A 14586-nucleotide genomic window follows, 5' to 3' on the forward strand; every position below is an offset into this window, starting at 1 on the left:
AAGTATGATGATTTCACGTTCAAAACTTGCTGATGCGATTCGTGTATTAAGCATGGATGCTGTGCAGAAAGCGGGATCAGGTCACCCTGGGGCTCCAATGGGAATGGCTGATATCGCTGAGGTGCTATGGCGAGATTTTCTAAAACACAACCCAACCAATCCGAATTGGGCAGACCGAGACAGATTCATTCTGTCGAATGGTCATGGCTCGATGTTGATCTACAGCTTGCTGCATCTATCTGGGTACGAGCTGTCGATGGACGATATTAAATCTTTCCGCCAATTACACAGTAAAACTGCAGGTCACCCTGAATATGGTTACGCACCGGGTATTGAGACAACAACTGGTCCGCTAGGGCAAGGTATCACTAACGGCGTGGGCATGGCGTTGGCAGAGAAAGTCTTGGGCGAACAATTTAATCGAGAAGGTCATGAGATCGTAGACCACCATACTTATGTGTTCATGGGCGATGGCTGCATGATGGAAGGGATTTCGCATGAAGCTTGTTCACTAGCGGGAACACTAGGGCTTGGAAAGTTAGTCGCATTCTGGGATGACAACGGCATTTCAATTGATGGCGATGTTGATGGTTGGTTCTCTGATGATACGCCAAAACGCTTTGAGGCTTATGGCTGGCATGTGATTGCCGATGTTGATGGTCACGATTCTGAAAGTATCCATAAAGCGATTGCTGAAGCGAAGTCGGTAACAGATAAACCTAGTTTGATTTGTTGCAAAACAATCATTGGCTTTGGTTCTCCAAATAAATCGGCAAGCCATGACTGCCACGGTGCTCCCCTAGGTGCAGAAGAAGTGGCACTTGTTCGCTCAAACTTGGGGTGGGAACACCCAGAGTTTGAAATGCCGCAAGATATTTACAATGAGTGGGATAGAAAAGAGCAAGGCAAGGCCGATGAGCTTGATTGGCAAGCTCGTTTTGATGCTTACCGACAAGCTTACCCTGAGCTAGCTGCTGAGTTTGCACGTCGTAGCCAAAGCTTATTACCAGAAGGCTGGGAGCAGTATACACAAGACTGGATTCAAACCTTGCAAGCTAACCCGCAAACGATTGCAACCAGAAAAGCATCGCAAAATACCATTGAAGCGTTTGGTCCGTTACTTCCAGAGTTCTTGGGCGGTTCTGCCGATTTAACACCCTCAAACCTGACGAACTGGTCGGGTTCAAAATCGATCTCGGCTCAAGATGCTTCCGGTAATTACTTAAGTTACGGCGTACGTGAGTTTGCGATGTCGGCAATGATGAATGGTGTCGCACTTCATGGCGGTTTCATTCCTTATGGCGGCACTTTCTTGATGTTCATGGAATACGCTCGAAACGCGCTGCGTATGGCAGCACTGATGAAGCAACGCAGTATTTTCGTTTATACCCATGACTCAATTGGTTTAGGGGAAGACGGCCCAACGCATCAGCCAGTGGAGCAGATCGCATCATTGCGCCTGACGCCAAACATGAGTACGTGGCGGCCTTGTGATCAAGTAGAAACGGCTGTGGCGTGGAAGTCAGCAATCGAACGCTTCGATGGTCCAACATCGTTGATTTTCTCTCGCCAAAACCTTGTGCAATTTGAACGTGATGAATCGATGTTAGCCAATGTAGCAAAAGGCGGATATATCCTTTCTGATTGTGAAGGTGAACCGGAGTTGATTTTGATTGCGACTGGATCTGAGGTGGCGCTAGCGATGGAGGCAAAAGCGCAATTAGCAGGCGTACGCTGTCGAGTGGTTTCGATGCCAGCAACTGATGTGTTTGATGCTCAATCAACTGAATATCAAGAGCAAGTGCTGCCTAGCCATATCACGGCACGTGTTGCGATAGAAGCTGGTATTCGTGACTACTGGTTCAAATATGTAGGGCTACAAGGTGACATCGTGGGTATGACGAGCTTTGGTGAGTCAGCGCCTGCAGAAGAGCTATTTGAAATGTTTGGGTTTACGGTTGAAAACATCGTAGAGAAGTCTAAAGCGGTTCTGGAGAGATAGTATGGCAATGGCAACGCGTTTTATTGAAAACCTTAGCCAAGATTGCCTGCGTACTAAGGCTGCGAAAGTAGCCTTAGAGCATGTGATTGATGCGCTAACGCCGTCAAGTGTCATTGGAATTGGTACAGGTGCAACCGTCGAAGTCTTTATTCAGTTATTGAAGCAGAGTGGAGCGGAGTTTTCTCACTGTGTATCGAGCTCTGAACGTTCGAGTAAGGCGATTGCAGAGGCCGGCTTGAAAGAGTTGGCAATTGCGGAGTGCGACCGTGTCGATTTCTATATTGATGGCATTGATGAGGGGATGACCGACGGCATTACAGTGAAAGGTGGAGGAGCGGCGCTAGCGCGTGAAAAGGTGCTCGCGACATTAGCCATGAGTTTTATCACTATTGCCGATAGCGGTCGTTTAGTCACTCAACTTGGGCAATTTCCGTTACCAGTGGAGGTGTTACCAGCAGCACAGAAAGCGGTTTTCAACGCTTTGCGAAGTTTAGGCGGAGAGCCTGTGCTAAGGGAAGGCTGCTTGACCGACAACGGCAACATAATTCTCGATGTTTCTGGCCTAGATCTTACCGAGCCTAAAAGCCGAGAAAGAGAGTTGAATGCGATTGCTGGGGTGGTTGAAAACGGTATCTTTGCGCAGCGTTCAGCAGATTTCATGGCGTTCTCAAATAGCGAAGGAACGCACTGGTTATCGAGAAAATGAGACCTCGTTAACAAGTCTATTTATAACTTACTCAGTAACAGCTAATTAGGGACTAAACATGACGGAAAGCAATTTTTCACCCCGATCTCTGGGCTATCTTGATTTACATCACCAAGCGTTCTTGGATGATTTGTCGGGGTTAATTGCTATTCCGTCTGTGCGAGACTTGACCACAAGTGAAGAGAGCGCACCATTTGGTCGTTCAATTAGACAGGCGTTCGACTACTTAATTGAATTCGCACAGCGTGAAGGTTTTGAAGTAAGAGATCACCAGGGTTATGCGCTGGACATTTGCTTTGGTCAAGGCGAGCAAGAAATAGCTATTTTGCACCATGTTGATGTTGTTGAAGCCGGTGATTTGAATGAATGGAACACACCGCCATTTGAAATGCATAAACAAGGTGATGAATTATACGGTCGAGGCGTTACAGACAACAAAGGCCCTTTGATGGCAAGTCTGTACATCCTCAAGATGTTTAAAGCACTCGATATGAAGCTTGATAAAACGATTCGAGTCATTATCGGTGGTGCAGAAGAGACAACTTGGGAATGTGTAGAACATTATTTTAAGCACAATCCTCAGCCAGAATATGGCTTTTCTCCTGATGGCGACTTCCCAATCGTTAATGGAGAAAAAGGAATCCTATATGCGTCATTTCAACGAGAACTCCCAACTCTCAATGACGTAGGAAGTTGCCAGATAGTCAGTATTGAAAGTGAGCGTGACAGAACATCCACCTGCTATCAATTAACTGTGTACCTAACTGGTGAAAAAGCGGCTGAAGTTGCGGCGAGGTTTGCCACTTTTGCCAAAGTAACGCTCGTGGAAAATAAAGCGGGTATTGATAACTCACAGAAGGAGCTGTATTGCGTTGAACTATCAACGCCGTGGGAGAAGTCCCGCAATCCGCATAAAGTTGACAACTGTATGGAACAGTTTGTTCTTCAAATGCGAGATGTTGAAGGTTTAGATGCTCATTCTCAAAGCTTGATTGAACTATTGGATGGATGCTTTGCGCAAGCAAGCGATGCTTCCAAATTAGGACTCGCGTATCAAGATGCTGAAATGGGAACAACCACTTGTTGTGTTTCGTCTATTAACCTCGATCAACATAGTTACAACTTGGATTTTGATTTTCGGTTTCCTAAAGGCCTGACTATCGATCAGACTCGTACCCAACTCCAATACTTGTCCCAACAATATGGAGTGAGAATGATTGAACAGCAGTACTTACCTCTATCTTACCTCTCACCCGAAAGTGATCTTATCCAAGCGATGGGAAAAGCTTATTCCGAAGTTACAAGAACGGACGCTCAATGCTTTAGCAAAGGCGCGGCTTCGTATGCGCGTGCGTTAAACAATGGTGTTGCATTCGGACCTACTTTTCCTGGTGATGTGACTTGTGTTCATGAGCCCAACGAAAGGCTCAGCCTCAAGTCATTAAAAAGAGCAATAACAATATACGTGAAAGTTCTCATATCACTTTAGGAGTAAATTATGAGAGATAAGGTTCAAGCACTTGCTGGAGGTATGATGGTATCTATCATCGTACTGGTCATCGCAGGTATATTTATTGGTATAGGTGCGGGCGTTGTAAATCAAATGTCTGCAACTGACTCTGTTATTTGGGCATTTTTCAAACTGATGTTAGATCTAGGTTTGATGGTGATGCGCAACCTACCTCCATTCTTCGCGATTGGTTTGGCTTTTGCACTCGCCAAATCTGAAAAAGGATGGGCAGCCTTTACCGGTTTTACCATGTTCATGTGTTTCAATGTCGCTATCGGTTCGATTGCTGCATTTCACGGTTGGACTGCTGAAACTACCAGTGTTGCATCTTTGATGAATGATGCTGGTTACGACAAAGTCGCTGCACAAAACTTCAACTCTCTATGGGGAGAATCTTTAGGTATTTTCGCTTACAACATGGGTATCTTCAGCGGTATTCTTGTGGGCTGTATTACGGCTTGGATCCACAACCGTTTTTACAAATTTGAAATGCCTACGTTACTTAGCTTTTTCTCTGGCCCTCGCGCGGTAGTGATTTTTGCTTACTTCGCTATTATGCCAATTGCCCTTTTCGTTTACTATGCTTGGCCACCAATTGCAGGTGCTTTGCAGTCGCTAACAACGCTTATTACCAGCTCTGGTATCTTTGGTTCGTTCCTTTTCGGTGTGTTTGATAAAGGCCTATTACCGTTTGGTTTGCACCATTTGATCGCATTCCCTATCGAGTACACTCGAGTAGGTGGTGTAATGGAGATTGATGGTGTGGTTTATGAAGGTGTTCGTAACATTATGAACGGCCAAATGAGCTCACCAGAGGCAACGGGCTACATTACCCATAACTTCACTAGCGGACGAATTCCAATTCAAATTGGCGGTTTAACTGGTGCGGCTTATGCCATGTATGTGACGGCGAAAACACAAAATCGCAAGAAAGTTGCAGCTATCATGGTACCTGCCGTGTTCACAGCGGCAGTGATCGGTATCACTGAGCCTCTGGAGTACACCTTCTTATTTGTTCAGCCTTTCCTATTCTTTGCTGTTCACGTGCCTCTAAACGGTTTAGCTTATGTGATCACTGAAATGATGGGCGTATCCATTCATGGTAATCAGCTACTGTTCATGGTGCCTAACTTGCTTCAACCTGAGAAAGTGCATGCTTGGGCTCTGATATGGATAGTCCCTCTGTATTTCGTTATTTACTTCTACACCTTCAAGTTCTTTATTTTGAAGTTTGACTCGAAAACTCCGGGTCGTGAGGAAGATGATGGCGACATAGCGCTGTACTCCAAAGAAGACTTTAAAAAGAAAAAAGCGCAAACCTCAAAAGACCTACCTGCTGGAATTATTGAAGCGCTAGGCGGTGCCGACAATATTGAAAACGTAGCAAACTGTGCCACTCGACTGCGTGTCTCATTGCATGATGAATCCTTAGCGGCAAGCGATAAAGTTTGGAAACAAGAACTTAACGCTATCGGAGTAGTAAGGATGAATAAAGGCATTCAGGTGATATACGGTGCTAATGTCATAACGATAGCCTCTGGTATTAAAGAAGCCTTAGGTGTCGATTCCTAGCAACGTATTCCCTTATGTAACCCTACAGTTACAAGCTTAATAGAATCCCAATAACTCATGATTCCTCCTGTGACCCCGTGTCACAGGAAGGGATTCGTGCACCTGAAATATGGATATTATAAAAATGAAAACAATGACAAAACATGCAGTTACCTTACTTGCCCTATGCGTTTCCGGCGTTCTACATGCAAGTGAAAATACAGTGGCGGATTGGCCAGAACGAAGCCCTATGGTGTTCTGGGGAGACAGAGCCAATGAAGATTGGAGCTATGTCGACGATTTGAAAGAGAGCCAAAAAAGCTTCTCTGAGAAACTAAAACGTTTGGACATCGATGAAAGCGGTGACTGGAAAGTTTCTTTTAGCGGTAATGTAAAAGCGGCTCTCGATAACCGTTGGAACCATATGTACGACGGCGAAAATCGCAAAAAGAATGAGCTTCGGACTCGTATGCAGTTTGCGACGGATGTGACGTATCAAGATTGGATGCGCTTATTCGGTGAGATTCGTACCAACTACACTAACCTAGATAACCCAGGGCCGGTGGATGATGCAGGTACGGATTTTCATCAGTTGTTCGCAGAATTCAAGCTCCTTGACGATGGCCAGCAATATTTAAGTACACGACTTGGGCGTCAAGAAATTTACTTGAATGAATGGCAAATGATGAACCGTGAGCCTACGCCGGTACAGTCTAGTTGGAATGCGGCAAGTGCGAAGTACAGCGTTTCTGGTATTAATTTTGATGTTTATTACGGTGAAGAAGTCTTCCCGTTATATAGCGACGGTAGTTTTAGTGGCAACTGGGATGACAAAACTAACGGTAAGAAATCAACAGGTCTATTCGCGAATTGGCAAACCGATTTCGGTACGATGCAAGCTTACGTAATGAGTAATCAGCTAACAAACGAAAGCTTTGTTAATGCACCTGATGGAGATGTTGATATTCAAGTTCTGGGCATTCATGCTCATGACTTTGTGAGTGAAGGCTTTGGTTACATGCTCGATGGTGTGTACCAATTTGGTGACCATGCAGGTAAAGACATTTCTGCGTATATGGCTTATGCAGATTTGAACTACAACTGGAAAGCCGATTGGAACTACCGTTTAGGTTTGAACCTACATTATGCTTCAGGTTCGGATAAAGACAGCGATAAGGTTAATACCTTTAACCCGCTATGGACCGGTGACCCATTAGGTTTCGCACATGATGGGGCATATGGTAATGCGATGCAGGTTGGTTCGTACACTGTCATTGAATATCAGCCGAAGCAGTCAATCATTGCAGGTTTCATGTCGACATGGCGAGCAAACACCGATGATGCGATTTATACGTTAAATCAAGATGTCTTGTTTGGTGCAGAATCGGATGAAAAATACGCTTATAGCCAATTTTATTTGCAATTCCATAACTACATTACAGGTAACTTAAAGTCTGAGGTTAATATGTACTACGCCCTAGACAGTGACTATACCCGTGATGTCGTAGGCAGTTCGAGTGACGACACCTCACGAGTTGAAATTGCGCTAATTTACAACTTCTAATCCGGTAGTCTCTACTACTACAACAATAGTGATGTATTTTAGCCCAGCCTGTCGGTTGGGCTAATTTTTATTCAGCAACCTGAAATTTTTTCTTCAAAAACTCGGTCGTTAAATGATGAGGTGATGCTTTTACCCTTTAGCGAAAACTTTGAGCTATCACTAGGTGAACTTGCTTAGAAACACTAAGCTCTACTTATCATGGAAGGAGAAATGGTTATGAAATGGCTTATGTTGTCATTAGCACTTTTATTTGTTGCAGGGTGCCAGTCTACGGCATCAACATCGCCAAGCGAAGAGACGAACCGAATTCATTCTGGTGGCTGCAGCAGCTAATCTGTTCGGCTCCTAATCTCTGCTAAAAGTCCTATGTCGTTCATAGGGCTTTTGTTTTTATTACTAAATCTGTTAATTCAAAGTGCTATCACGATATTGAACTTGGTGTGTATTGTTGGTTAAAGTATGCACTATGTTGTGTGGTAGATCTCATTTGTTCGTGCAAGCACTTGCTAAGGTTAATAGTGAATGTGTTTAAGACTAACCCAATCACTTTACTCAACTTAAGAGGTTTCTATGCTAGGTGAAAATCACTCTCTTGTTCACGAATTTCCTGAAATGAAAGACAAAATTGCTGAGCTTGCTAAAACTGACGATGGCTTTGCAGCAGATATGAAGACATACGACAACCTTGATAAAGAGATTCGTAAACTAGAGCTGAAAGATTCACCCATTGATGACGGCTCGATGCACCAACTAAAACATGATCGTTCTGAGCTTAAAGATTCACTGCATGCTCGCTTAATTGCCTAGCTAGCGGGTTATTTTACTGAATAGCTAAATTAAATAGTTAGTTAGCGAATTGCAGATTGAGACAATAAAAACTCCTTCGGGAGTTTTTTTGTTTCTGCATTCCCGTCCCTATCTGAACAAATAAGCTTGGGTTTCATTGGATATAAAAAAAGCTTAGCGCGGGGGACGCTAAGCTTCATGGTTAGTTATGCTCTTGAACCATGTTTGGGCTGGTGGGGTTAGCCTACTTGAGAAAAGCTTACCACTTTACTTTGTAGTTTCTGTTTCAAGTAATCCGTCACCGCTTGTTGCTCTGATTCACTCATGTACAAGCCAAGTTTGGTTCTGCGCCACAAGATGTCTTCGTCAGTCATTGCCATCTCTTCACTGATCAAGTAATCGATTTCAACTTGATAAACGCCATGCGCTTCGCTTGAGAACTGGATGCCAAGGTCAGCTTCGCTATTTGCGCCTTCCAATAGCTTCCATGTGTAAGTACCAAATTGAGTCACGTAGCGAAGCAATAGCGCTTCAGATGCCCAAGGGTATTTTGTGTGGATCATCTTCGCAAGCTGCTCTCTGCTGCAACTAAAGTTACCGCCTGGAAGCGTGTCGTTCGCTGTCCATGGTGTACCCATGTTGGTTAGGTGTGGCTCAAGCTTCTTAAGCGCCGCTTCGCCGAGCTTACGATAAGTGGTTAACTTGCCACCGAAGATCGAAAGCAATGGTGCTTGATCAAGCTCTGCGTCCAATTCCAATGTGTAGTCACGAGTGATCGCTTGTGGTGAATCAGATTCGTCGTCACAAAGCGGTCTTACGCCACTGTATGTCCAAACTACGTCTTCACGGCCAAGCTGTTTAACAAAGTGCTGGTTAACGATATCAATCAAGTAATCCACTTCAACATCATCAATTGCGACGTTACGAGGGTCGCCTTTGTATTCAAGGTCGGTGGTGCCGATGATCGAGAACTTATCTAGGTAAGGGATCATGAACACAATACGATTGTCTTTGTTTTGCAGAATGTACGCTTGTGGTTCGTCGTGAATGCGTGGCACAACAATGTGTGAGCCTTTGATCAGACGAATATTACGCGGTGAAGCCTGCTCTAATCCATCATCAAAGAACTGCTTAACCCAAGGGCCAGCCGCGTTAACCAGCGCTTTCGCTTTACGTTCAAAACGTTGGTTTGTCATCACATCAAGGATCGTCACATGCCAGATGCCGCCTTCACGGTGCGCTTTTTCAACTCGGCAGTAGTTACGAACTTCTGCGTTGTTCTCTTTTGCTGCCAACACGTTGAGCAATACCATACGCGCATCATCAACCCAGCAATCTGAGTATTCGAAGCCTGTCTTCATTTCTGGTTTCAGTAGGCCTGATTTCGCTAGGTTGACTGTCTTACTTCCCGGAAGAGTGGTGCGCTTACCCAAGTTATCGTAAAGGAATAGGCCACAGCGAATCATCCAAGCTGGGCGTAAAAATGGTCGATGAGGCAAACGGAAGCGCATTGGTTGAGCAACATGAGGTGCTTTTCTTAACAAGACTTCACGTTCAGCGAGTGCTTCCGAAACCAAACGAAATTCGTAATGTTCAAGGTAGCGTAGGCCACCGTGGATAAGCTTTGAGCTGGCTGAAGACGTCGCAGATGCGAAGTCATTTGCTTCGTATAAGCCAACGTTTAGACCACGACCTGATGCATCTGCCGCGATGCCTGCACCGTTGATACCGCCGCCAATCACGATCAAGTCTAAAGTGGAAGATGTACTGTTGTTTGAATTATTTTGTTGAGCACTCATGGTTTTGACCTCTTTCTGAGCGAACGAGCATTTTAGAACATAATTGAATCCTATATGAACTTTCGTTTGCGGTCATTTATTATTTTCGTTTATGCGCGTTTTATGTGATTTGCGCATAAAAAAACCTCTGCTTATGAAAGCAGAGGTTCAAATAAGTCTAATTCGAGCATAGAAGCGACAGTGGTCGTGAGCAAGTTTTACTTTTTAACTTTTCTATAAAGAATCGTGATTCATTTAAGAAAGTGGCCTCATCGAGCACTGGGTGAGTTATTCGCTCACAGGGCGAGTTGTATCGATAACTTCTAATGGAATGTCTGAATCCTTAAGGATGTTCAGAATCTCTTCCGGCGGCTGCTTATTAGTAAACACCATGTGTGCCTGAGAGATATTACCCAGCTTAACCATTGCATTACGGCCAAACTTAGTGTGGTCGACAGCTAAGAAGATACTGCGGCTGTTCTCGATGATGGCTTGTTTCACGCGAACTTCGTGATAATCAAAATCGAGCAGTGAGCCATCAAAGTCGATGCCACTGATGCCTAAGATGCCAAAATCAAGGCGGAACTGCTTCACGAAATCCAGTGTTGCTTCACCTACGATACCGCCATCACGGTTTCTCACTTCGCCACCGGCCAAGATAACCTTTATCTCAGGGTTAGGCAGAAGAATGCTGGCAACGTTAATGTTGTTGGTGACAACTCGTAATTGTTTGTGATTTTTATTAAGCGCGCGTGCGACCGATTCTGGCGTGGTACCAATATCAACGAATAGAGTTGCACCGTCTGGGATATGCTTAACCAGTTCGTCGGCGATCACGTCTTTTTCGTTGAAATTAAGCGCTTTACGCGTGTTATAAGAGGTATTTTCCGAGCTTAAAGGAATGGTTGCACCACCATGATAGCGACGAATTTTGTTGCTATCGGCCAGTTCGTTTAGGTCTCGTCTGATGGTTTGTGGGCTGACATCGAACTTTTCAACGAGCTCTTCGGTACTTACATATCCTTGTGTTTTAACCAGGTCTACAATCTGCTGGTGTCTTGGTATCTGCTTCACTTAACTTACCACTCCCTGCACGCCAAAGGCTCTGGCGCGTCAAAATCGAAAATATAAACTCAGGCTATTGTGCTCGAATTGATGAAAAGAGAGAAGTAATGATGATAAGGAATCATGTCTAAACCGCAAAAACGGTGCTCGTAACGTAAAATTTGAGCCTGAAACGCAAAAAAGAGCACAAAATAGTGCTCTTTTTAGTTTCGTTTACTGAGGTTCGAGCAATCTAATCGATCTGATTGCTCGAATTCCTAGGTCAACGGCTAATGATTAACGATGAGCTGAATACTCAGTATTACTCTTCGTCGTCATCGTGCAGTTCAGACCAAACCTGCGCACACTTGATAGCACGCTTCCAACCTTTGTAACGGCGGTTACGCTTCTCTTCGTCGTGGTGTGGCATGAACGTACGGTTAAGAACGGCTTTGTCTTGAAGTTCATCAATGCTGTCCCAGAAACCGACCGCTAGACCAGCAAGGTAAGCGGCACCCAGAGCGGTAACTTCTGTTACTTCAGGGCGGTGAACTTCGGTATCCAGTACGTCTGATTGGAATTGCATTAGGAAGTTATTCGCTACTGCACCACCATCAACACGTAGGTTTGCTAGTTTGATGCCAGAGTCCGCTTGCATCGCGTCTAATACGTCACGCGTTTGGTAAGCAATGCCTTCCAAGGTTGCACGGATGATGTGGTTGGAGTTAACACCACGAGTTAGGCCAACGATCGTACCGCGAGCGTAAGCATCCCAGTATGGTGCGCCTAGGCCTGTGAATGCAGGAACCACGTAAACGCCGTTCGAAGAATCCACTTTAGTTGCGAAGTACTCAGAGTCTTCTGCGCCAGCCAGTAGCTTCATCTCATCACGTAGCCATTGGATTGATGCACCGCCCATGAATACCGCACCTTCCAGTGCGTATGCAGGTTCACCTTTAGGACCACACGCTAGCGTAGTCAGTAGGCCATTCTTTGAGGTTACTTTCTCTTGGCCTGTGTTCATCAGTAGGAAACAGCCTGTGCCGTAAGTGTTTTTCGCTTGACCTGCTTCTACACACATTTGACCGTAAAGTGCAGCTTGTTGGTCGCCCGCAATACCCGCGATTGGAATACGAGTACCGCCTTTACCACCAAGGTTAGTTTGGCCGTATACCTCTGAAGAGCGTTTCACTTCTGGCATCATTGATGAAGGGATACCCATCTCATCAAGAAGCTTTTGATCCCAGCATAGGTCGTTGATGTTAAATAACATAGTACGTGACGCGTTAGTGTAATCCGTAACGTGAACACGCCCTTGAGTCATCTTCCAAACCAGCCAAGTATCAACCGTACCAAACAATAATTTGCCAGCTTCAGCATCTTCGCGAGCGCCTTCAACGTTGTCTAGAATCCATTTTACTTTTGTACCTGAGAAATACGGGTCAAGGACTAAGCCAGTATTGTCACGTACGTAGTCTTCTAGGCCACGTGCTTTAAGGTCTTCACAGATGTCTGCTGTACGGCGACACTGCCATACGATTGCGTTATAAACAGGCTTACCTGTCTCTTTGTTCCAAACAATGGTGGTTTCACGTTGGTTAGTGATACCAATACCTGCTAACTCATCGCTGCGGATGCCTGCTTTAGCAAGCGCTTCAACCAATGTAGAGCTTTGAGTTGCCCAGATTTCCATTGGATCATGTTCAACCCAACCGGCTTTAGGATAAATCTGAGTAAATTCGCGTTGAGAAGAACTTACGATGTTTGCATCGTGGTCGAGGATTACAGCGCGAGAGCTTGTGGTGCCTTGGTCTAGGGCAACAATGTATTTTTGCTCGGTCATGGTAAGAATCCTTTTTCTTTTGTTATTTATATTTTAGTAAATGTAGGGGCGCTTAGTGATTAAGCTTGAGCTTGTTCAGCTTCTTGTTCTGTTTCACATTGGTTTGGAATTGTGCAGCCTTGGCCTTCAATTGGTAGGTAAGCACCGATAACGCGTGGGTACAACCAACTACCAAAACATGCACCCACAATTGGAGCAAGGATTGGTACGATGAAGTAAGGAATATCACGAGCACCTGTTAGTGCGAAATCCCAGCCTGCAAAGTAAGCGAACAGTTTTGGTCCGAAGTCACGAGCAGGGTTCATTGCAAAACCAGTCAGTGGACCTAAAGAACCACCGATAACTGCGATAAGAATACCGATCAGTAGAGGGTTCATTGCACCGCGAGATGCGCCATTGTTCTCATCACCTAACGCTAAGATGGCAAACATCAACACTGCAGTAATCACGAATTCCACAGCAAAAGCGCCGAAGAAAGAGAGTGAAGCATGTGGGTAAGTCGAGAAGATACCAGCAGTTGATAGTGCGTCTTGGCTGCTACGAACGAAGTTATGTGCAATTTCGTAGTCAGTGAATAGGTTGCTATAAAGGCTGTAAACCAATGCTGCAGAGCAGAATGCGCCAAGCAGTTGCGAAATGATGTAAGGCAGCACTTTCGCTTTATCAAAGCCGTGGAACATAGCTAATGCAATGGTTACTGCAGGGTTTATATGTGCGCCTGACACGCCGGCAGTACAGTAAATTGCAATCGCAACACCGAAGCCCCAGATGATGCTGATTTCCCATTGTCCGAATGTCGCACCTGTTAATACCAGTGCGGCCACGCAGCCAACGCCAAAAAATATGAGTAATCCTGTACCGATAAATTCAGCCAAGCATTGCCCAAATAAAGAAGGGTGTTTATTTGTTGTCATGTTCGAGTCCTTTTTAGTTTTGCTTATCTAGCACGTGTATTGTGCATATATTTGCGAACTCGAAAATAAACGAACACCAAAAATGAGCGTTTGAGCATAAAATTGTTAATTAAAGTCACTTGAAATGTTAATCCGAACACTTTTGCTCGGAAAAGATGCTCGCATGAACGTCATTACTCGAATTGATAGGTTGCGAAGCCGCTCAAACTACCTATATGTAAACGGATGCGCAACTGGTACGAGGAGTTTATGTTTGGATTTGTGATGCTACTTCGTGAGTGGTGGATTATTAGACTTAATTACGAAGGGCTATGTGATGTTCTTGCTATGTTAGAAGGGCGTTAACGAATGAGCTTATATGCATAAATGAATAAACTGCCAGCTACGGTGTAGTTTGGCAGTTTAATTTGGGTGTTTGTTCTTGTTATAAGGTACGAAATTACAGTTCTAAACCAGAGCTGCAACTTTTCCTTTCGCTACCAATTGATCTCGAATCGAGTCATACGCCCAGTTGAATGCAATCGCGTAAAGTACGAAGAAAATCACTAGGCCGATGTCCATGATCAGTACGGTTAGGAAGTCGAGTTGTAGAACCCACATCAAGACAGGTAGAGTCACTGTCATTAAGCCAAGTTCAAAACCCAATCCGTGCACAACACGTGTTTTCTTGGTTCGTTTACTGCGGTCAGCTCCGAATACTTTGTCGTAGCCATAGTTGTAAATGTAGTTCCAAGCCATTGCTATCAATGATATTGCGAGCGCTAAGCCTGCCATTTCACCTGCGCCGTTTCCTGTAATATAGGTTGCAAGCCCTGCCATCAAAACCAAAGCAACCAATTCAAATAGCACCATGTGTAACATGCGTTCTTTATGTGACATCTTTTTACT

General features: G+C 44.7%; 11 protein-coding genes. 6 read left to right on the forward strand and 5 right to left on the reverse strand.

Going from position 1 to position 14586, the window contains the following annotated elements; genetic code table 11:
- Positions 1–7 precede the first annotated feature (7 nt).
- The 6 genes from tkt to AB8613_RS19325 all read left to right on the forward strand — a co-directional run bounded on the left by tkt (position 8) and on the right by AB8613_RS19325 (position 8140).
- Positions 8–2002, forward strand: a complete 1995-nt coding sequence (gene tkt / locus AB8613_RS19300) for a transketolase (RefSeq protein WP_372385797.1) — start codon at positions 8–10, stop codon at positions 2000–2002.
- Position 2003: 1 nt separating this feature from the next.
- Entirely contained in the window at positions 2004–2708 is a 705-nt protein-coding gene (gene rpiA / locus AB8613_RS19305) for a ribose-5-phosphate isomerase RpiA (RefSeq protein WP_239718724.1), read from the forward strand.
- Positions 2709–2766: 58 nt separating this feature from the next.
- The gene (locus AB8613_RS19310; RefSeq protein ID WP_372385648.1) at positions 2767–4197 is read left to right on the forward strand and encodes a Sapep family Mn(2+)-dependent dipeptidase; all 1431 of its coding nucleotides are present in this window, start codon (positions 2767–2769) and stop codon (positions 4195–4197) included.
- A gap of 9 nt (positions 4198–4206) precedes the next feature.
- Positions 4207–5790 (forward strand): PTS transporter subunit EIIC, encoded by a 1584-nt coding sequence (locus AB8613_RS19315; RefSeq protein ID WP_372385649.1) that lies wholly within the window; start codon positions 4207–4209, stop codon positions 5788–5790.
- Between the two features lie 124 nt (positions 5791–5914).
- The gene (locus AB8613_RS19320; RefSeq protein ID WP_372385650.1) at positions 5915–7333 is read left to right on the forward strand and encodes a hypothetical protein; all 1419 of its coding nucleotides are present in this window, start codon (positions 5915–5917) and stop codon (positions 7331–7333) included.
- Between the two features lie 570 nt (positions 7334–7903).
- The gene (locus AB8613_RS19325; protein WP_012600119.1) at positions 7904–8140 is read left to right on the forward strand and encodes a YdcH family protein; all 237 of its coding nucleotides are present in this window, start codon (positions 7904–7906) and stop codon (positions 8138–8140) included.
- 218 nt (positions 8141–8358) lie between these two features.
- Here AB8613_RS19325 and glpD read toward each other — a convergent pair whose 3' ends face one another.
- The 5 genes from glpD to AB8613_RS19350 all read right to left on the reverse strand — a co-directional run bounded on the left by glpD (position 8359) and on the right by AB8613_RS19350 (position 14577).
- Complete coding sequence (glpD, locus tag AB8613_RS19330) at positions 8359–9918, reverse strand: glycerol-3-phosphate dehydrogenase (RefSeq protein WP_372385651.1); 1560 nt, start codon at positions 9916–9918, stop codon at positions 8359–8361.
- 267 nt (positions 9919–10185) lie between these two features.
- Positions 10186–10971: a DeoR/GlpR family transcriptional regulator gene (locus AB8613_RS19335; RefSeq protein ID WP_146491069.1), complete on the reverse strand. Its 786-nt coding sequence runs from the start codon at positions 10969–10971 to the stop codon at positions 10186–10188.
- Positions 10972–11263: 292 nt separating this feature from the next.
- Positions 11264–12784, reverse strand: coding sequence for a glycerol kinase GlpK (gene glpK, locus AB8613_RS19340; RefSeq protein WP_017064019.1), 1521 nt, complete (start codon positions 12782–12784; stop codon positions 11264–11266).
- 59 nt (positions 12785–12843) lie between these two features.
- Positions 12844–13698 carry an MIP/aquaporin family protein gene (locus AB8613_RS19345; protein WP_372385653.1) on the reverse strand — a complete coding sequence of 285 codons (855 nt, stop codon included), beginning with the start codon at positions 13696–13698 and terminating at the stop codon, positions 12844–12846.
- Positions 13699–14145: 447 nt separating this feature from the next.
- On the reverse strand, positions 14146–14577 hold the full coding sequence (locus AB8613_RS19350; protein WP_146491067.1) for a PACE efflux transporter: 432 nt from the start codon (positions 14575–14577) through the stop codon (positions 14146–14148).
- Between the last annotated feature and the right edge of the window lie 9 nt (positions 14578–14586).

Origin of the sequence: Vibrio sp. BS-M-Sm-2, assembly GCF_041504345.1 — a bacterium.
Taxonomy (GTDB): Bacteria; Pseudomonadota; Gammaproteobacteria; order Enterobacterales; family Vibrionaceae; genus Vibrio; species Vibrio satsumensis.

Bases quoted from the DNA above. Each gene is read 5' to 3' on its own strand.
- tkt (WP_372385797.1), top strand. From the start codon at position 8: ATGATTTCACGTTCAAAACTTGCTGATGCGATTCGTGTATTAAGCATG.
- rpiA (WP_239718724.1), top strand. From the start codon at position 2,004: ATGGCAATGGCAACGCGTTTTATTGAAAACCTTAGCCAAGATTGCCTG.
- AB8613_RS19310 (WP_372385648.1), top strand. From the start codon at position 2,767: ATGACGGAAAGCAATTTTTCACCCCGATCTCTGGGCTATCTTGATTTA.
- AB8613_RS19315 (WP_372385649.1), top strand. From the start codon at position 4,207: ATGAGAGATAAGGTTCAAGCACTTGCTGGAGGTATGATGGTATCTATC.
- AB8613_RS19320 (WP_372385650.1), top strand. From the start codon at position 5,915: ATGAAAACAATGACAAAACATGCAGTTACCTTACTTGCCCTATGCGTT.
- AB8613_RS19325 (WP_012600119.1), top strand. From the start codon at position 7,904: ATGCTAGGTGAAAATCACTCTCTTGTTCACGAATTTCCTGAAATGAAA.
- glpD (WP_372385651.1), bottom strand. From the start codon at position 9,918: ATGAGTGCTCAACAAAATAATTCAAACAACAGTACATCTTCCACTTTA.
- glpK (WP_017064019.1), bottom strand. From the start codon at position 12,784: ATGACCGAGCAAAAATACATTGTTGCCCTAGACCAAGGCACCACAAGC.
- AB8613_RS19345 (WP_372385653.1), bottom strand. From the start codon at position 13,698: ATGACAACAAATAAACACCCTTCTTTATTTGGGCAATGCTTGGCTGAA.
- AB8613_RS19350 (WP_146491067.1), bottom strand. From the start codon at position 14,577: ATGTCACATAAAGAACGCATGTTACACATGGTGCTATTTGAATTGGTT.